Annotated in this window: 11 protein-coding genes and 1 tRNA gene; 9 read left to right on the top strand and 3 right to left on the bottom strand. The window is 70.4% G+C overall.

All coding sequences use genetic code 11. The features are described from left to right. Nucleotides 1–44: 44 nt before the first annotated feature. Both Van01_RS24100 and Van01_RS24105 read right to left on the bottom strand, forming a co-directional pair. Entirely contained in the window at nt 45–1,166 is a 1,122-nt protein-coding gene (locus Van01_RS24100) for a hypothetical protein (RefSeq protein ID WP_204012084.1), read from the bottom strand. Beyond that, complete coding sequence (locus Van01_RS24105) at nt 1,166–1,681, bottom strand: DUF4365 domain-containing protein (RefSeq protein WP_204011923.1); 516 nt, start codon at nt 1,679–1,681, stop codon at nt 1,166–1,168. The genes Van01_RS24100 and Van01_RS24105 overlap by 1 nt, the downstream gene beginning before the upstream one ends. A 161-nt stretch (nt 1,682–1,842) precedes the next feature. Between Van01_RS24105 and Van01_RS24110 the strand changes: the two genes are divergently transcribed. The 4 genes from Van01_RS24110 to Van01_RS24125 all read left to right on the top strand — a co-directional run bounded on the left by Van01_RS24110 (nt 1,843) and on the right by Van01_RS24125 (nt 9,068). Continuing rightward, nucleotides 1,843–3,330, top strand: a complete 1,488-nt coding sequence (locus Van01_RS24110) for a protein kinase domain-containing protein (RefSeq protein WP_204011924.1) — start codon at nt 1,843–1,845, stop codon at nt 3,328–3,330. Between the two features lie 95 nt (nt 3,331–3,425). Beyond that, on the top strand, nt 3,426–6,251 hold the full coding sequence (locus Van01_RS24115; protein ID WP_204011926.1) for an AAA domain-containing protein: 2,826 nt from the start codon (nt 3,426–3,428) through the stop codon (nt 6,249–6,251). A 48-nt stretch (nt 6,252–6,299) separates the two neighbouring features. Further along, nucleotides 6,300–7,463: a hypothetical protein gene (locus Van01_RS24120; protein WP_204011928.1), complete on the top strand. Its 1,164-nt coding sequence runs from the start codon at nt 6,300–6,302 to the stop codon at nt 7,461–7,463. A gap of 327 nt (nt 7,464–7,790) precedes the next feature. Beyond that, nucleotides 7,791–9,068 carry a recombinase family protein gene (locus Van01_RS24125; protein WP_204011930.1) on the top strand — a complete coding sequence of 426 codons (1,278 nt, stop codon included), beginning with the start codon at nt 7,791–7,793 and terminating at the stop codon, nt 9,066–9,068. 19 nt (nt 9,069–9,087) lie between these two features. Here the strand turns inward: Van01_RS24125 and Van01_RS24130 are convergent. Continuing rightward, nucleotides 9,088–9,171, bottom strand: a tRNA-Leu gene (locus Van01_RS24130). Nucleotides 9,172–9,372: 201 nt separating this feature from the next. On the opposite strand from Van01_RS24130, the gene Van01_RS33235 reads away from it, so the two are divergent. The 5 genes from Van01_RS33235 to Van01_RS24160 all read left to right on the top strand — a co-directional run bounded on the left by Van01_RS33235 (nt 9,373) and on the right by Van01_RS24160 (nt 19,153). After that, the gene (locus Van01_RS33235; protein ID WP_239099261.1) at nt 9,373–11,910 is read left to right on the top strand and encodes a tetratricopeptide repeat protein; all 2,538 of its coding nucleotides are present in this window, start codon (nt 9,373–9,375) and stop codon (nt 11,908–11,910) included. 201 nt (nt 11,911–12,111) lie between these two features. Continuing rightward, a complete protein-coding gene (locus tag Van01_RS24145) occupies nt 12,112–14,721 on the top strand; it encodes a fibronectin type III domain-containing protein (protein WP_373306289.1) in 2,610 nt (869 codons plus the stop codon). Between the two features lie 25 nt (nt 14,722–14,746). Next, nucleotides 14,747–15,742, top strand: coding sequence for an AAA family ATPase (locus tag Van01_RS24150; RefSeq protein WP_099844998.1), 996 nt, complete (start codon nt 14,747–14,749; stop codon nt 15,740–15,742). Between the two features lie 13 nt (nt 15,743–15,755). Then, a complete protein-coding gene (locus Van01_RS24155) occupies nt 15,756–16,916 on the top strand; it encodes a DUF58 domain-containing protein (RefSeq protein WP_204011934.1) in 1,161 nt (386 codons plus the stop codon). Beyond that, entirely contained in the window at nt 16,892–19,153 is a 2,262-nt protein-coding gene (locus tag Van01_RS24160) for a transglutaminaseTgpA domain-containing protein (protein ID WP_204011935.1), read from the top strand. The genes Van01_RS24155 and Van01_RS24160 overlap by 25 nt, the downstream gene beginning before the upstream one ends. Nucleotides 19,154–19,171: the final 18 nt, after the last annotated feature.

Genomic DNA, 19,171 nt, shown 5'->3' on the forward strand with positions numbered 1-19,171 from the left:
TGCTGGCGGTCGTACGAGCGGCGGATTTGCCGCAGGTGTATCGGTCAGGATGCGGTGGTGTTGCCGAGAACCTCGACGCGGGAAACCCGCTCGATTCGCCCACGTATCGCGATTCCCACGACCCGTACGTGTTGCCGGCGCCCGTGCGCGTCGACGAGCCGCTGGTAGAGCACATCCGGCAGGAACACCCGGACGGACCGTTCCGACGAGCCGTACACAGTGGAAATCGGGCCCCGCACAGTCGCCTGGCCGCCCTCGCCGATGTCCCGCCGCAGCCTGCTGACCTGGCCCTCGACCGTGACCTCGCCGTCCGGAACGGCCACCTTGAGCTGTTCCGCCGCCGTGTGCAGCACCTCGATTCGGCGGGTGCTGAAACGGAACGATCGAGCCGGCACGGAGGACGGGCGTTGCACAGCCCAGTTGAACCTGACGTCGTAGGGAACACCGTCGCGGCCGAGCTTGGCCAGTGCGTCACAGACGTTCGCCGACACGCCCTCACCGGTACGGCGGAGAAAGAGCTCAAGACTGAAGTCGCGCTGCGCCTCGCCCGAGGCGGCGAAGCATGCCCTCACCGCGCGGTGCATCTGTAGGGATACCTGCCGGGCGAGTGGTGGAGCGGCGTTAGCGTCGGCGCGTGGAATGGCGAGCTGCGCCGCGATCGCCCAGCTTCCGGCACGTGGCGTGCCCAGTCGAACGGTGCGCGCGAAGTCGAACACACTTTCCGGTCGCCGGCCTTGCACCAGCATCGGCTGCTCATTCATCAGGGCGTAGGTCGAGGAGACGACCAGCTCCCGTACTCCCGCCAACGCATCCACCGCGTTGAACAGGGGGATCGTCCCGGAGGGGCCGCTGGGTAGGAGCCGGAAGGAGAGCGTGTCCGCGCCGGTGGTGGCCAGATCGTCGAGGAGGAGCCGGATCGGGCGCTCCTCGACGGCCGCCACGGTGGTGAGGAGGTCGGTGACGCGACTCGGGTAGTCGCGCAGGTCCTGGTCACCGGGGACGAGCACCTGGAAGTCCCCGTCGGCCTCGTGCCGCGACCACAGGGTCGCCCGTTCGAGGCGCTGCTCTGGCGCCCAACCGGTCGACGACAGATAGCGGCTCAATGTTTCGGGTGTCAGGCTCGACGCGGTGTGCAGCTCGTCAGCGCTCAGGGCGACAGAGGGCATCATGACGCAGGCACCCGTTGCGCCGGACGGGGTTCGAGAAGCGATTGCAGGCCCTTGACGGTCAGCAGGTTGCGCTTCGGCACCGGCACCGTGACGTGGCGCTGCGCGGCGTGGTCGAGCAACGGCGACTTCCGCAGCGACGCCCAGTATCCGCAGTGACTGAGTCGTAGGGATGTCTCGTCCGCCTGGGCATACTGACCGACGTCCGAAGGAACGATGATCAGGAAGAGGTAGCGCGACACGGCGAACCCCTCACCTGCAAGATTGTTGTAGTGGCGCACATCCATGGGGTAGAGCCAGTCACTGTCTGTCCCTTTGGGACTGGACCAGGACTTGACCTGCGCCTCGATCTTCGGAAAGCGGACCGTGCCACGCGTGCCCGGGAAGTCGATGGAGAAGTCCACCCCGGTGTGGTCGACGTCCTGCTGACCGGCGATCAGGCCGGCGGCGCTGGCCAGGACACGCACGAAGCTCTCGCCAAAATAACCTTGATGGTTGTACTTCCCGTAACTCATCCACCTTGCCCCAGGCCCACACTGGACGCGCTCCGTGGGCGTAAACATACTTGCGGTCACCGTTGCTGAAAACCCCTCAGCTCGCCGAGATCGATCATCGTCCTCGCGGGTGACGTCACCACGCCGGGGTTTTGTCTTGCCGTTGTCGCCGGTCATTTGGGATGCTCGCTGCCGTAGGCATCGACACCTGGCGACGACAGGGACGTGATGGCGCGGTGACGCGGGCGGCATCGGGGGAACCGCCGATCCACTTCTTCGCGCATCAGGCACGGGCAGGAGCGACAGGTGCCCGCGAGGACTTCGAACAGATGATCGCGCTCCTGGTCGAGGCGGTACGCGGTGACGCCCGGCTCGTGTTCGCCAACGGTGGCGACTGGGGCATCGACGCGTTGGTCGGCGACCTCAACGGTCAGATCACGATCTGGCAGGCGAAGTACTTCCCGCACGGGGTCACACGGAACCATCGCCGGCAGATCGAGGATTCGTTCGCTTCGGCGGTACGCAACGCGCGTCAGCATGGTTACCAGATTCAGGAGTGGGTGCTCTGCGTACCGTCGAGCTTCGATCCGCAGATGGCCCAGTGGTGGGACAGCTGGGGCCCGACACGGACGCGGCTCACCGGAGTGCGGCTGTTCCTGTGGGACGAGACGGCCTTGCGGAGTCAGCTCATGCAGCCCGCCGCACGATATGTTCGGCGCGCCTATTACCACCCCTATCAGGACAGTGGCGATACAGACGAGCCGGAGCGCTCGCAGCCTGTCATGATCAGGACCGAGAGGCCCCGGCAGTACCGGGACCACGCTCAGGACTCCTGGCGTGGTGGTGACGAGCGCAGGATCGGCACGCACAGTTACCTACTGCACGGCGACGCCGTCGAACAGATCAGCAACGACCACTCGTGGAGTTGGCGGGAGGCGACCGCCGACCGGGTCCAGCACGACCCGCTCCGAGTCCGGATCCGCCAACTCCGCCTCATCCGGGACACTCCGGTGGCCCAGCGGCGCCGTGAGGAGATGCGCGCGCAGGGCCGCCTCCTACGCAAGCTGAACGGTGCAGCAGGGCTACCGTCGTTCGACAACCTGACCGAGGATGCTGCCTCCACCACGCTGGTCACGGTGCTGCCGTCCGGGCCCACCTGGCGGCAGGCATTCGGCCCCACAGGTGCGCCGCTGGCCCGGTTCGCCGCTGCCGGCGTGCTCGGTGCCGCCGCCGATGTCTGTGCCGCCTTGACGGTGCTGCACGGGGAAGGGGCAAGTCACCGGGCGCTCGGTCCCGACAGCATCGTGCTCTGCGGGCGTACGAGGCGCGCGACGCTGGTTGACGGCGGTCTGGCCGCTCTCACGCCCCAGCCAGGCGAGGGCGTTCCCGGCTACCGCGCACCGGAGCAGCACCGGGGCAACGGATCCGCCGCTCCAGTCGACGTCTACCAGCTGGCGGCGCTGGTCTATCACACGATGACCGGCCATCCGCCATCGCCGCACGCAACGCCGCCGATCCGGACCACTCTGCCCGAGCTGCCCGATCACATCGACGATCTGCTATTGCGCTGCCTAGATCCGGACCCGTCCCGCCGTTCCACCGAGACACGTGCCCTCGCGGGTGCCTTCCGCGAGGGACGTCGGCTGCTGTCCCAGGGAGGCACGCCCTGACCGTCGCGTCCCTGATCCTGCCTGGCCCGGTCGCGGTCGTACCATCCGGCAAGGCCATCGATCAACTGGCCCAGGGTGGCTTGCGGGACCCCTCGGTGCTGATCAACGAGTTCGGCAGGTTGGCGTCGTCGAACGCGCTGCCGGCCCGGGTCGAGCCGGACCGCTCCCGACTGGTCGTCTACGGCGAGCGCTGGGCAGCCTGGCTCTACCCCACCAACCACGGTGACGCGTACCAGCTCGGACACGTCGCACCGCTCTCCTTCAAGGACCAGGAACGCCTTCTCAAGGCGGCGCTGGTCCTCAGCGGTACGAGGGGCTGGTGGGCCTACCACCACGTCCGGGACGTGCCGCAGCGGTCGTCGTCACACTGGCCGCTGCTCTGCCGGGCCTGGGCTGATCTCGCCGTCCCCCGTCCGGGCGTGACACCACCGATGCCAGCACATCATGTCGAGTATCTCGACCTGCTCACCGAGGTCATTGAGGCAACCCGGGATATCGAGATCGCGCGGCAACGCCGGGAGCCGGCCCTGCCGTACCGGAAGCTGGCCAGCACCCGTGAGGAGCGGTACTCCGCCCGCGGCGTCTACGCCTTCCACCTGCTCCGTGACGCCACCGTAGGCCGAGGTGCGCTGGTCTTCGTCACCGATCAACCCGACTTGCGCGGCCGGGTGCTGCGGATCAAGGACCGGGAGATCACCGTAAGATTCGACGACACCGTCGACTACGCCCGCATCCCCCAGCAAGGTGCGTTGCAGGTGCTGCCCAGCGACCGGGTCTACCGCGCGCAGCTCGACGCGGTGGAGACTCTCCGGGAACAACGTGGCACCCAGCCCCACCTGCTCACCCAGTTGGTCGACCAGCGTCTCGCGCCGTACCGGCCGGACTCCGATGCGCAGCCACGCGAGACGCTCGACCCGGCGCAGCTGCATGCCTTCCGCACTGCCCTGACCGTGCCCGATCTGCTGTTGGTGCTTGGACCGCCCGGCACCGGGAAGACCCGCACCATCACCGAAATCGCCGCCGGGTGCGCCGAACGTGGGCAGCGGGTATTGGTCACCTCCCACACCAACCGCGCCGTCGACAACGTGCTCGAACGACTACCGCCGGATGTCCGGGCGGTCCGGGTCGGTAACGAGGACACAATGACCGCGCAAGCACGCGGGTTCATGGTGGAGACGCAGGTCGAAGCATTACGGCAGGAGATTCTCGCGGCAACCGCAGGTACGGCTTCCCGCCTGGCTACCTTCACCGGCACCGATGACCAGGCTGGGCGGTGGCTCGGGTACCTGGCCGCGCGGCTAGCGGAGGCCCAGGGCGCGAACCGGGACGTCCAGTTCCGCACCGCCGAGCTGGCAGCCGCGGTCGAGCGGGCGATCGCACCCTTCGCCGCACAGCTCGCTGCCGCCGACCAGCGAGCACGGGAGTCACGTGAGAGTGTGGTACCGCTCGCCGAAAGGCACCGCCACCATGAACGGCAGGCCGAGACGGCACGGCGGCGAGCCGCCTCAGGAGTGCCGGCCTTCTTCTTCCGCTGGCTCGCCGACCGCCGAGAACGGCATCTCGCCGCGATCTCCGAGCAGCTCAACGCCGCGCGGACGGCAATGCGACTGGCCGAGGAGTCGTATGCTGCGGTTCGTGCCCGAGCCGACGCGCTGGTCGCCGCCGACCCGGGAGTTCGGGCAATCACCAGTGCCCGCGACGGTGCTTCCAAGATGTATGAGAAGGCGCTCGGCGAGGCCACTCGGGCAGTGGAAGCAGCGCGCGAGGTGCTGCGCCCAGCGGTCGCAGTGCCCGGTGGGGTGCCTGACGATCTGGCCGGCTGGACGCGGTTATACGAGGAGCTGATGTCGGCGGCAGCCCTGGCCCGCAATCGGGCCGGGCTACTCGCGCAGTGGCGTGAGCAGGTGGCCGTCGCCGAGCAGGACCTGCATCGAGAGCTGGTCCGGTACGCGGATGTGGTGGCGGCCACCTGCATTGGCACCGCCACCACCACCCTGCTGGCCGAGTTGGAATTCGATGTGGCGATCGTCGACGAGGCCGGGCAGATCTCGACGCCGAACCTGTTGGTGCCGCTGGTACGGGCCCGCCGAGCGGTGCTGGTCGGCGACCACAATCAACTGCCACCCTTCCTCGACGACGAGGTACGCAGCTGGGCCGACAGCATCGCCTCCGATAGGCCCCCTGAGGTCGCGACACTGGTCGCTGACGTGCTGCGGCGCAGCGCCTTCGAACGGCTGTATCCCCGGTTGGCAGACACCAACCGGGTCATGTTGCGGGTGCAGCGACGCATGCCGGCGGAGCTGGCCCAGTTCGTGTCGAACACCTTCTACCGCGGACTATTGGAGACCGATCATCCCGGCGGTCCGCCCGACCCTGTGTTCAGCGCGCCACTGGCGATGATCGACACGTCGGACCAGCCAGCGACGCGGCGGAGGGAGCAGCCCGACCGCTCGGTGGATGGGCTGGGACGGCCCGGCTACGTCAACGAGCTGGAGGCCCGGCTGATCGTCCAGCTGTTGGGCCGGAACGCCACACGATACGCCGACTGGGCGGTCATCGTCCCGTATCGGGCACAGGCGGAGCTGATCACTCAGCTACTCAGAAGGGAGCTTGGTGACGCCGGGGTGGCCGACAACGTGGGCACCGTCGACTCGTTCCAAGGCGGTGAACGGGATCTGATCGTCTACGGGTTCACCCGCAGCAACCACGGAGGCCAGATCGGCTTTCTCACCGAACTCCGACGCCTCAACGTGGCAATCACCCGACCCCGGCGTCAACTCGTCCTGGTGGGCGATACGACTACCTTGCGTGCCGCACGGGACCCGGGATTCGCCGCGTTGATCCAATCGTTGATCGCCCATCTCGACGCGGTGGGTGACCGCCGACCCTCCCGGGAGATCGAGGGGGTGCTCAATGACTGACGGAGCAGCATCCACGCTGACGATCAGCACGGTAAGCGGGACGTTCTCGTGACCCGGGTCATTTACCCCGCCCAACGAGCCATCGAGCACGCAGTCACCGTGCCAGGGGTGCGCCCGGCGCGGCTCTTCCCCGTGCTCTGGCCGCTCTGGCAGGTCGAGACAGCTGCACAGGTATACGACGAGCAGGCATACGAGGTGATCGATCGCTTCCTGGTGCGGGGCATCCTGGAAGCCGGGCTGCACCGATCGGCGGACCTGGCAGCCTTCTACGGTCTACCCACCTCACTCGTGGAACGCTGCCTGGCATTCCTCACTCTCATCGGCCACGTCCGCAACACCGAGGGGCTGGTAACGCTTACCCCGCTCGGGGAAAGCTCCGCCCGGGCCGACGTCCGCTACGTTCCGAAGGAAAGCCGCCAGCAGCTTCTCGTCGAACGCTTCACCGCCCGCCCGCTCCCCCGCAGCCACTACCAAGGTTCGCTGAGCCTGCTGCCCACACCCCACGTGCCCGCTGAACGGGTCAGCGACGGATCACGTTTCGCTCCGCTCTTCTCGTCCTCGACCTTCCGGCCTGAGATCGTCACGCAGCTCGGAGAGCGACCGGACCGATTCGACTTCAACCTGCCGAAGCAACTGCGGAATCTGCGCGTGCTCGGGCACCAGGACGCCTACCTGCCGGCCTACCTCATCGAGGACGCCGACGGTCGGCTGCTGGCCTACAGCGGGGTGCACGGCGAACGAGACACCTTCCTGGAGTCACTGTGTGACCGGGTCCCGCTAATCAGGACGCTGATCGCAGCCGAGCCGTCGCAGGACCCGCGAGAGATCTGGACCAATTGGCTCGCGGACGGCAAACGAAAGGGCACCCTACGGCAGCTGCCCAGCGGTGTCTGGCGCGCAACCCTCGTTGCGGACAGCTTCGGTGGCACACCAAAGATGCCACTCAGTCGAATCGGGTCGTACCAGCTACGCAAGCGGCACTTCGTGCAGATCTGGACCGACGACGCAAAGCTACGACGGCAGGCAGCACTGCGACGGGCTCTGGCCATGACGCAACTCCGCGATGTCCGTACCAGAGCCGACCTCACCGGCCGGCTGAGGACGGTGGCCGAACAACTCGAGGTGACCACACCCACCCTCGACGAGCTGCACCGGTACGCAAAGAAGGAGCAGTTGCACCGGTACCTCGTCCACTTCGATGCACTGGAGTAGCTGCGGCTCTGGTTGGCGCATGTGCGACGAAGATGCCGCAGTCCCCCGCTCCCGTGTGGCGAAGCCTGCCAGGCTCCGGTTCACGCCGGTTTGGCTCCGACAGGCCGATCAATGCCGCTGCCACCCAACCGGCCGGAAGTTGGGGCCTGGTGGAGACGGACCTCCTGTGCGGCTCCACCACGAGGAATCTTCGGTATGAAGGGCGACGTGTCAGATGACCAAGGTGTAAAGGATCCCCTGGCCCAATGGCTGAACGAGCAGTCGGAGGCGCGTACAAAGCCACGGGTCCGTCGGCGGGGCAATCTGCGCTTCGCGTTCTACGGTCGGATGTCGACGGTTGAGCACCAGGACCGAGCGACGTCCCGAAACTGGCAGCTGGATTGCGCGACCGACCTCGTGTCCGGTCACGGGGCGATCGTCACCGAGTACTTTGACGTCGGCTGCTCCCGTCGCCGCAGCTGGCGGCACCGCCCGCAATCGACAGCTCTGTTGGCCAGGCTCGGCGACCCTCTTCGCGGGTTCGACGCGATCGTGGTCGGCGAGTACGAGAGAGCCTTCTCCGGAAACCAACTGCTGAACCTGATGCCGCTGCTCGAACAGCACGATGTGCAACTGTGGCTACCCGAAACGGATGGGCCCGTCGACTGTCGCAAACCAACCCACCAGGCGCTGATCATGTTGCTGGGTGTCCAGTCCAAGCGCGAGGTGCAGCGTTCCCGGCACCGAGTCATCACCGCGATGCGCACTCAGGCGCGGGAGCAGGGCCGCTACCTCGGCGGCAGGCCACCCTACGGATACCAACTTGTCGACGCGGGTCCCCACCCCAATGCCGCACACGCTCGATGGGGTCGTCGACTTCAGCGACTCGAACCCGACCCGGCCACGGCCGCACACGTGCGGCGAATGTTCGCCCAACGACTCGCCGGTCACAGCCTCGCCAGCATCGCTCGCGCCTTGAACGACGACGCCGTCGCCTGCCCCTCAACCGTCGACCCCGGCCGCAACCACCACCGCACCAACGATAGATGGACCCTCCGAACAGTCTCGGCGATCCTCGCCAACCCCCGCTACACCGGCCGGCAGGTATGGAACCGGCAACGCACCGACATCGACACCGCCGACGGCACCCGCGACGCACACGGAACCGTCCGATGGAACAACACCAAGGACTGGGTGATCTCCAAACAACAAGCCCACACCGCCCTTGTCACCGAGCAGGAGTTCATCGCCACCCAGGCCATCCGCTCCCGCCGAAGCGCCCACGACGGCACCACCCGCAGCTACCTACTCACCGGCCTGCTGCGATGCGGATCATGCGGCCGGAGGATGGACGCCCACTGGGTCAACCAACGCCCCGGCTACCGATGCCGCCACGGGCACACCAGCACCCAACACCCCGCCAACCAACGCCGCAAGATCCTCTACCTGCGGGAGGACCACGTCATCGCCAGACTGGCCGGCCATCCCAGCATCGCCAGAGACACTCACAGCCCGCACACGCTGGCCGCCTTCCTACGCGTGAATAAGATCCACGTCGTGTGCGATCAGACGCACTGCACACCAATCACGGCCAGATTCGTGCAGGTAGACCCAGCACAATCATGATCGGCATGTGGTAATGATGTGTCCGAGGGGGGACTTGAACCCCCACGCCCTATACGGGCACTAGCACCTCAAGCTAGCGCGTCTGCCATTCCGCCACCCGGACCTACTTGCCCAGCCTACCGTGTCAGCCTCGGTGACCTCATCACCGGTGGGCCGCCCGGTGGGCTGCACGGGGAGTTACTGTACACGCCGCAGATGGATCATGCACATCGGCATCGGGCTTGTCCGGCTGTCGTTGCGAGGGGGTCGCGGCGGGCCGTCGCCGGGTAGCGTCGAGGTGCCCGTACCCGGCAGCATGGGCCTCGTGCCCCATGCCTCTCCCCTGGCCGTCGCTCAACAACGGGCCCTCGCGCTGCGTGGTGCCGGTAACCTCGCCGCTGCCCGTGACCTGTTGATCGATGCGGTCGAGTCCACCCGGCCGCCGTTCAGCAAGGATCATCCGGACGTGCTCAGCACCGCTCACCTGCTGGCCAGGCTGCATCGGGAGGCGGACGATCCGAGCGCGGCCCGGCGGGTGTTGGAGGAGGCGTTCGCCGCCGGGGAGCGCCGTTGGCCGCATGCCGATCCGCTGATGCTGGCGTTGGCCTTCGAGCTGGGGTCCGTCGCGGACGAACTGGGCAACCGCCACGAGGCGCGCCGGAACTACACCCGTGTGGCCGCCGCCGGCCCCGCCGTGCTCGGCGCCGACCATCCGGCGGTACGCACGGCACGGGAGTACCTCGGCGACGCCGCTCCCGCTCCCCAGCCCGTGGTCCTGGCCGCCCCTCATTCCGGCCCGGCCAGCCGGACCGGCCACGGGGCGCTTGACGCACCTACGGTGTCCCTGGCTGCCCTCTCCACGCTGTGGAAGCCGCACGACGCGTCAACCGCAGCACCGGTACGTTCCACCTCTTCGTCGGCATCCGCGCCGGCCGTCGATCGACCCGTTACCGGCGGCCCTGCCTCGGCGACGGCCCCTCCCCAGCACGGCTCACCACAGGGGTCCGCCGCACCGCCGCCACCTGTCGTGCCGCTGGCGCCGCCGACCTCGGTCGAGTCGGGACCACCCGCCCCGTCACAGGTTGCGCCGCCGCCCACCGTGCCGCCAGCGGCGCCGCCGCAGATCCCGCCACCGCCCGTCGTGCCAGCTTCCGTGGTGCCGCAGATCCCGCGTCAGGTCTCCTCCGCACCCGCAACGCCGCCCGGGCCTCGGCTACCGCCGCCATCAGTTTCGGTGCCGCCGCCGCCCACGGTGCCGCCGCCGGTCGTGCCACAGACGCGGGCGGCACCTCATGATCGGTCGACCCGCCCGGTCGTGCCTCCTGTCGACCAGGCCCGCTCGGCTGCGGTGCCACCCGCGCCGGTGGTACCGCCGGTTTCGGGTGCTGCCGTGTCCAGGTCTGCCGGCGAGGTGCCGGCTCCGTCGTACACCGCCCCGTCGCCCACCGCGGCGTCGCGCACGACACCGGGCCCGCCGTCGTCCGGAACGGCTCCCCGTCAGCGGATCGAGGACGACGAGCAGACGGGCGTGCTGGGGCCCTTGCCGACCGCCGACGGGTCGACGTCGGCGGGCAGCGAGGCCGCCTCGATCGGGCATCCGGAGTGGGCCCGGCCCACGATCCGCGTCCAGCAGATCGGGCCGCTGCTGGAAGAGGAAGCCGCCCGGGCCGGCGGTACGCCCCAACCGCCCGAACCGGATGGCGTGCCCTCGCCGGTGAGCACGTCACCGGCCTGGTCATCGGCGGTCACCGGGCCGCCGGCCGGGGGGCAGCCGGTAAGCGGACCGCCCGTCAGCGCATCGCCGGTCAGCGCACCGCCCGGCTGGGCACCGTCGGTAAGTGCGCCACCCGTAAGCGGACCACCAGTCAGCGCGCCACCGGGCTCGTCCGTGCCGCCGCACAGCACCTCGCTGGTCAGCCCGACGGCCGGCCCGCACGAGATGACCGCACCACTGCCCCAGCCCGGCCCGACCAGCGGACCGCCGGGTCATGCAGCGACTCCCGGAGCGCCCGGCCACCCACAACCGACAAGCGGACCATCCGGGTATGCACCACCTACCAGCGGAGCACCCGTCAGCGGGCCGACCAACTACCCACCTACCGGCGGAGCCGCCCAACCTGCGCCGTACGGACCGGTCAGCGGTGCCTCGCACGGACAGGGCGGCGGACCCAGCCCGTACGGGCCGGTGAGCGGGGCCGGAGCCTACGGGCCGGGGGGCGGGGCGCAGCAGGGTGATCCCCGGTTGCCGGGCCTTGGTGGCCAGCCGCACGGCTCTCCGACCTATCCGCAGCCCGCCGTTCACGGCGCGCCGCCGCCCTATCCGGGACCTGTTGCGCCGCCGGCCTGGAATCAGTCCGGTGCTCAGCTTCCGGGGATCGCCGCGTCGTACCAGGGGCCGCTGGCGATGCCGACCGCGGAGCCGGCGCCGGGTCGCAACCGGGTGGCGATCGTGGTGGCGGTGGTGGCGGTGCTGGTGGCCCTGGCCGCGGTGATCGGGGTGGGGCTGTTGGTCCTGGACCGGCGGGCCGAACCTCCGGTGGAACCTTCATCGGCGCCGACGTCACCGCCGGGTTCGGTCGGGCCGCCGCCCGGGAACCTGACGATGCGCGATGACACCACCACGATCACGTTGACCTGGACGGACCCGTCGGACGGACTGGTGCCGTTCATGGTGGCCGGTGGGCGGAACGGGCAGTCGCTGGGCATGATGGCCACGGTGGACCCGGGTCGGACCAGCTACACCGTCAACGGGTTGAGCACCCGGGTGAACTACTGCTTCGCGGTGCTGGCCGTCTATGACACCGACCAGTTCGCCACCTCCGACCAGGTGTGCACGTCGCGGCAGGTCGACACGACCGACTGATCGGCGGTGGGACGGGTCCCGGTCGGACTGTCGTGGCGGGACACGCCGACGACACGCCACGCTGGGTGTCCACAGCCGGACGGTGCGGGTTCCCGGGGTCCGCAGCGTGACCATATGATGGCTCCCGGCTCAGGGGAGGGGTCGCCGTAACGGGGGCGCCACCTGCCGAGACGACACGGGAGGCTGCCGGCTGTGGCGAGCATCGACGAGGCCGTTGCGACCCGAACCCCACGATCCCGGTCCCGGGTACGCGGTGGTCTCGTCACCGTGGGTACGGTGCTGGCGTTGCTGGCGGCGATGGGGCTGACCGTGCTCGGCCTGGGTTCGGCGGACAACGCGGTGGCCAACTACGACGCGAGTTCGTGGTTGTGGAGCGCGGCGCGCAGTGAGTTGGCGCGGGTCAACGGGGTCACCGCGCGGGTGGACACGCGCATGGAGGTGCCGGCGGCGCGGCAGCATCCGATGCAGGTGACGCAGACCGATCGGCTGCTGGTGCTGCGGGATCTGAACACGGGTCAGATCAGCGCGCTGGACCTGGCGACGTTGCAGATCACCGCGACCACGCCCACCACTCCCGGGCTCGGGGTGAGTGTGGCGTTGCATGAGGACGCGGCGTTCGTGGTGGACGCGGTTCAGGGTGTGGTGCGGCAGTTGAATCCGCGGTCGCTGGCCCCGGTGGGCGAGCCGGTGCGCTATCCGCCGGGGATCACCGGTGGCGCGTTCGACGGTGAGGGTCGCCTGTGGGTGGCGGTGCCGGCGGAGGGCACGGTCTCGGCGATCACTCCGGCGGTGCTGCCGTCGGAGGCGGCGGACTCGGCTGTGGGTTCGCCTCGGGTGGAGTCGTACGACGTGGCGGAGGCGAGCCACGAGTTGGTGGTCTCCACGTTGGACGACGGGGTGGCGGTGCTGGACCGCACGGCCGGGGCGTTGGTGACAGTCGTGGGCGGTACGACCCGACGCACGGCGTTGGCGTCGACGTTGACCGGGCCCGGCATCCTGCCGGTACGGACCAGCGGGCCGGTGGTGCCGGTGACGGTGCCCGGGCAGCGGCAGGTGCACGCGATCGGTGACGGTGGCGAGGTGCGGTCGTTCACGGTGCCGGGTGACGGTGACCGGCTCGGTCCGGCGGTGGCCTGGGCGGGCCGGTTCTACTGCGCGGACGAGGCGGTGGGCGCGGTGTACGCGTTCGACGCGACGGGTCAGCTGACCGACACGATCCGGGGCCGCTGGGGTGGCCCGCTGGAGCTGGAGGTACGGGAGAACTACCTGTTCATCAACGCGCCGGACGCGGCGACCGCGCGGGTGGTCGACGACTCGCACCAGGTGCGGGAGGTCGACAAGTACGCAAACGACGTGCTCGGTGGCGATCCGCCGCCGGAGCCCCCGCCACCGCCTCCGCCGCCGAAGAAGCCTCAGGTGAGCAAGCCGGGTGCGCCGCGCAACGTGACGGCGGCGGCTGGTGACGCGCAGGCCCGGGTGAGTTGGCGGCCGGCGGCGGCCAACGGCGCGGAGATCATCCGGTATGTGGTGGAGGGTGCCGGGCAGCGCCTGGAGGTGGGCGCGAACCAGCGGTCGGTGGAGGTCAACGAGCTGACAAACGGTGAGACGTACCGGTTCTCGGTGCACGCGGTGAACGCGAAGGGCGCCGGGCCGACCCGGACCAGCAACCCGGTGACGCCCACCGCTGACGTGCCGGACGCGCCGACCGAGGTGACCGCCGAGGCGCGGGCGGACGGCACGGTGGTGGTGACGTGGCCGGAGGCGAATGGTCAGGGCAACACGATCGCCAGGTACGCGGTGTCGGCGACCTCGGCGGGCACGAACGCCCCGGTGGGTGAGGCAACCGGCACCGAGCTGGTGGTGAAGGCCGGTGAGCTGGAGTACGGCACGCAGTACGCGTTCACGGTGGTCTCGGTCAACGACAAGGGCGCGGCGTCGGAGGCGTCGCCGGTGAGCAACACGGTGGTGCCGTTCACGGTTCCCGGTGAGCCTGTGGAGTTGCGGGCGAGCACGGTGGCCGACCAGCCGGGAACGGTGGCGGTGCAGTGGTCGCCGGCGGTGGCCAACGGCCGGCCGGTGACCGGGTACGTGGTGCAGGTGGGTGACAAGCGCAGCGAGGTCACCGACACCCGGGCGACGGTGGGCGGTCTCGGTGACGGGCAGAATGTCACGGTGCGGGTCCGGGCGGTGAACGAGGCCGGCGAGGGTGCTGAGGCGACGACGACGGCGCGTACGGTGGCCGCGCCCCGGGTGACGGTGACCGGGTCGTCGGCGACCGCGACGGCGGCGACCGTGACGTTCACCGTGGACGCCGGTGGCGGTCAGGCCAGTTGTACGCTGTCCCGGTCGGGTCAGCCGGCGAAGAGTGGCCCGTGTTCCAGCATCACGATGAGCGGGTTGGCCCCCGGCACCAGTTACACGTTCACGGTGACGGCGACGAATGCCGCCGGCAGTGGCACCGCCACCAGGGCTCAGCAGACCGACGCCCTGTTCGGCGTCGCGACCTGCAACAACGGTGACTCCGGCGCGGAGGCCACCTACTGCGACCGGGACCGTGACGGCCGCAACGGCAACGAGATCTTCTCGGTCGCCCGGCAGGACAACGATCGACAGGTCGGCTGGGCGAAGCCGGGCACCCGGTTGAAGGCGTACTGCAAGCAGCGGGGCGAAGAGGTGTACGCGTACATCTACAACAGTGAGAAGCGCAGCACCTGGTGGGTGCAGGTCGAGTACAGCGGACGTAACTACATCCCCTGGGCCTGGCTCAACCTGGAGGGCGGCGACGACATAAACGTCCTGCCCACCTGCTGATCCAGCCCAGGCGAGGAGCACCACCGTGAACAGCCAGGAACCGCTCACCCAGCAGGAGGTGCAGGGCTTCGCCGCCCTGGCCGCCCGGCTGGCCGAGAACGTCAACACGGTGGTGCTCGGCAAACCGCAGGTGGTGCGGCTGGCGTTGACCGCGTTGTTCGCCCAGGGGCACGTGCTGCTGGAGGACGTGCCCGGGGTGGGCAAGACGACCCTGGCCCGGGCGATCGCGGCGACGGTGAAGGGGCAGTGGCGGCGCATCCAGTTCACACCGGACCTGCTGCCCTCCGACGTGTCCGGGGTGACCATCTTCAACCAGGCCACCCGGGGCTTCGAGTTCCACCCCGGCCCGGTGTTCGCCAACATCGTGATCGCCGACGAGATCAACCGGGCGTCGCCGAAGACGCAGTCGGCGCTGCTGGAGGTGATGGAGGAGCGGACGGTCACGGTGGACGGGGTGCGGCATCCGGTGCCGCAGCCGTTCCTCGTGGTGGCCACCCAGAACCCGGTGGAGATGGACGGTACGTACCGGCTGCCCGAGGCGCAGTTGGACCGGTTCCTGGTGAAGTTGTCGGTGGGGTATCCGGACGAGTCGGTGGAGGTGGAGGTGCTGCGCGGGGCGACGGTCCGCTCCCCCGAGGCGCTCGCGGCGGTGACCGACACCGCCACCGTCGGCGAGATGGTGCGGATGGCCCGGCGGGTGCACATCGCCGAGCCGTTGTACGCGTACGCGGTGCGGCTGGCGGCGGCCACGCGTACCCATCCGCAGGTCCGCGTCGGGGTCAGTCCTCGTGGGGTGATCGCGTTGACCAGGGCGGCGTGCGCGTACGCGTTGATCGACGGCCGGGGCTGGATCATGCCGGAGGATCTGAAGGTGCTCACCGAGCCGGTCTTCGCGCACCGGCTGCTGCTCACGCCGGACGCCCAGGTGCGTGGGGTGACCGCCGCGGACGTGTTGCGGCAGGCGGTCGCCTCGGTGCCGGTGCCGCTGCCGTCGGGCCAGCCGGCCCCGGCGCACCACTGACCGGCGGTCTGGCGTGGGGATCACCGCCCGGGGCATCGGTCTGCTCGTCGCGGCTGTGCTGCTGCTGGCGGCGGGTTTCCGGTTCGGGTACCCGGAGTTGACGCTGCTCGGGGCGGCGGCCGGCACCGCCCTGGCGGTCGCCCTGGTCGCTGCGGCCCGCCGTCCCCGGCTGCTGGTGTCCCGGCAGGCCGACCCGGACCGGGTGGCCCGGGGCGAGCCGGCGGCCATGACGTTGACCGTCCGCAACGCGGGCCGGGTAGGTGCGGCGAGCATGCTGGCCACCGACCGCTGCGGTGACCGGTTGGTGCCGGTGCCGGTGCTGCGGCTGCGGGCCGGCTCGGACACCACTGTCAGCTACCCGGTGCCGACGAGTCGGCGCGGCGTGGTTCCGGTCGGGCCGCTGCGGGTGACCCGCCGCGACCCGCTCGGCCTGGTGGTGCTGGCCCGCTCCTACGGAGACGTCGTGCCGGTGTGGGTGCATCCGCGGATCCATCCGTTGCGGGCGGTGCCCACCGGGGCGGGGCGCAGTCTCGACGGACGGGTCGACGCGGTGCCGCACGGCTCGATCACCTTCGACTCGCTGCGGGAGTACGTCGTCGGTGACGAGTTGCGGCGGGTGCACTGGCGTACCAGCGCCCGGGTGGGTGAGCTGATGGTGCGGGAGAACGTGGACACCAGCCTGCCCCGGATCGTGGTGCTGCTGGACAACCGGTCGGTCGCGCATCCGGACCGGGTCGGCGGGGTGGCGGAGTCGTTCGAGTCGGCCTGTGAGGCGGCGGCGTCGGTGGTCACCGCCGCGGTCCATGAGGACCTGCCGGTGGTGCTGCTCTTCGTCACCGCCGACGACGCCTCCGTCGATTCGATAGGTACCGGTCCGAGTGGGCCACTGGACCGGTTGGCGGCGGTGACGCTGACCAACGAGGGCACGCTGGAGGCTGCGACGGCGCGGCTGCGCCGCGACCGGCTCGGTGACACCCTTGTCGTCCTCACCGGGCCGGGGGCGACCGAGGATCTGGGGCACGTCGGCGCGCTGCGCGGCGCGTACCCGTCGGTGGTTGCCGGGATCTTCGGGGCGGCGGAGCCGACGCCGCCGGGCGCGGCCGGCCTGGTCGTCGTCGACGCGGCCGACGGGGCGGCCTTCGCCGCCGAGTGGGACGGGGTACGCCGGTGGTGAGGCTGCTGCGGGCGGCGGCGGTGCCGGTGACGCTCGTCGTGCTGGTCACGCTGGCCGGTGTGGTGCTCGGCCGGGTGTATGCGGGGTCGCTGCTGACGATGCTGGTGGCCGGCTCGGCTGTCGGGTCGGTGCTGGTCAGCATGGTGACCCGGCGGTTGGCGTCCTGGCTGGTCGCGCCGGTGTCGGTGCTGGCCATGCTCGGGTGGACGGCGGTCTGCCTGCGGTTGGCCGCCGCCGACGCGCAGCTGCCGGGTGGGTTCGTCGAGGTGGCCGGCGACGCCGCCCGTAACGCGATTCCCCGGCTGCTGACCGCGATGATCCCGGTGGAGGCGACGCCGGACACGATCCTGCTGCCGGTGGTGGCCGCCTGGCTGGCCGGGCTGGCCGGCGCGGAGGTGGCGCTGCGGGCCGGGCGGGTGCTGCTGGGCTACCTGCCGCCGGTGCTGCTGCACGCCGGCGCGGTGTACGTGGTCGGGCCGAACGCGGAGCCGGCGATCGGCGCGACTGCGGCGTTTGTGGTGGCGGCGGCGCTCGGGTTGGCGGTGTCGTCCCGGAGGCCCGACGAGGATCCGCTCGACGGGCTCGCCCCGACGGTGCGGTCCGGGGTACAGGTACGGCTGGCGGTGGCCTCGGCCGCCGGAACGGCGGTGGTGGTGGCGCTGGCGGCGCTGCTCGGCCCGGCGGTGGCCGCCCTGGTGGACGCCCGACCTGTCGATCCCCGCCGCTATGTGGAGCCGCCGCAGGTGGAGACGCTTGACGAGAATCCGCTGATCCGGATCTCGGGTTGGGCATTGAACCCGGAGCAGGAACTGTTCCAGGTGGCGACCGACTCCCCCGGCCCGACAGACCCGACCGAGGGTGCGGCGACGGGCGGTGCCGCGGTGCGGATCCGGCTGGCCGTGCTCAGCGACTACGACGGGGTCACCTGGCGGGTTGGCGCGACCTACCGCAACGCCGGCCGCATCCTGCCGACCACGGAACCGGCCCCGCACGCCACAGTCGACACCGTGCGGCAGGAGATCACCGTGGGTGACCTCAGTGGACGGCTGCTGCCTGCGGTACCAACCCCGCGCGAGGTCAGTGGTGCCCGGGTCGCCTACGACCCGGGCACCGGCACGCTGATCCGTCCCGACGGTCTCGCCCCCGGCCTGCGCTACACGGTGACCTCCGCCCGGGAACGCCCCGATGCCAACCTGCTGGCCACCGCGAACACCCCGGCCGGCGACGGGGTGGCCCGGGTGCTGCACGTCCCCGACGGCGCGCCTGAGCAGTTGCGGCGGCTGGCCACCCAGCTGGCCGAGGAGAACGGCGCGCCGTACGCGCGGGCGGCGGCGATCGAGCAGTGGCTGTCCGAGCACTACCGGCTGGTCGCCGACGCACCGAGCGGCCACGCCTACCCGAATCTGGCGTTCTTCCTGTTCGGGCCGCGCAACGGTGGCGGGCAGCGCGGCACGTCCGAACAGTTCGCGGCGTCGTTCGCGGTGCTGGGACGGCTCGCCGGGCTGCCGACCCGGGTGGTGGTCGGGTTCGCCGCCCCCGGGTCCGGTCCGGTGCGGGCCGCCGACGCGTACGCCTGGCCGGAGGTGCTCTTCGACGGTCTCGGCTGGGTGGCGTTCGATCCGCTGCCCCGACCGGACGAGGAACCCCGGCCGGTGGAGGAGGACTTCCGCCCCCAGCCGGAGGACCCGCCACCGTCGGAGCAGCCGGAACCCACCCTGGAGCCGACCGCCTCGCCACCGGCGGCTGCCGCCCCCGGTGGCCCCACGGACAGCGGCGTACCGACGCCGGTGCTTGTCGGTGGCACCGGCGGTGGTCTGCTGCTCGTCGTCGTGGCGCTGCTGGTCACCCTGGCAGGGCTGCGCCGGGCCCAGACCCGGGCCCGACTGCACCGGGGCGACCCCCAGCACCGCATAGCCGGCGCCTGGCGGGAGCTGACCGACACGCTGCGGCTGGCCGGGCAGCCGGTCGCCGCCGACCTCTCCGCCACCGAGGTCGCCGCGCAGGCCCGACAGGCCTTTGCCGACGTTCGGCCGCCGGCAGCGGCGTACGGGGCCGCCGAGGAGCTGGCCCGGCTGGTCAATCAGGTCAGCTTCGCGCCCGGCACGGCCGACGAGGAGCAGGCCGGTGCCGCCGCCGCGGCGGTCACCGTCTACACCGCGGCGGTGCGGGCGGCGCGTCCCCGCTGGCGGCGACTGCTCTGGTCGGTGCACCCGGGCCCGCTGCGCTGGCGCCGCTGAGCTTGCCCTGGGTGCCTA

Origin of the sequence: Micromonospora andamanensis, from assembly GCF_016863495.1 — a bacterium.
Lineage (GTDB): Bacteria > Actinomycetota > Actinomycetes > Mycobacteriales > Micromonosporaceae > Micromonospora > Micromonospora andamanensis.

Excerpts from the sequence above, each read along its gene's own strand:
- Van01_RS24100 (WP_204012084.1), bottom strand. The coding sequence starts at position 1,166 with ATGCCCTCTGTCGCCCTGAGCGCTGACGAGCTGCACACCGCGTCGAGC.
- Van01_RS24105 (WP_204011923.1), bottom strand. The coding sequence starts at position 1,681 with ATGAGTTACGGGAAGTACAACCATCAAGGTTATTTTGGCGAGAGCTTC.
- Van01_RS24110 (WP_204011924.1), top strand. The coding sequence starts at position 1,843 with ATGCTCGCTGCCGTAGGCATCGACACCTGGCGACGACAGGGACGTGAT.
- Van01_RS24125 (WP_204011930.1), top strand. The coding sequence starts at position 7,791 with ATGTCGACGGTTGAGCACCAGGACCGAGCGACGTCCCGAAACTGGCAG.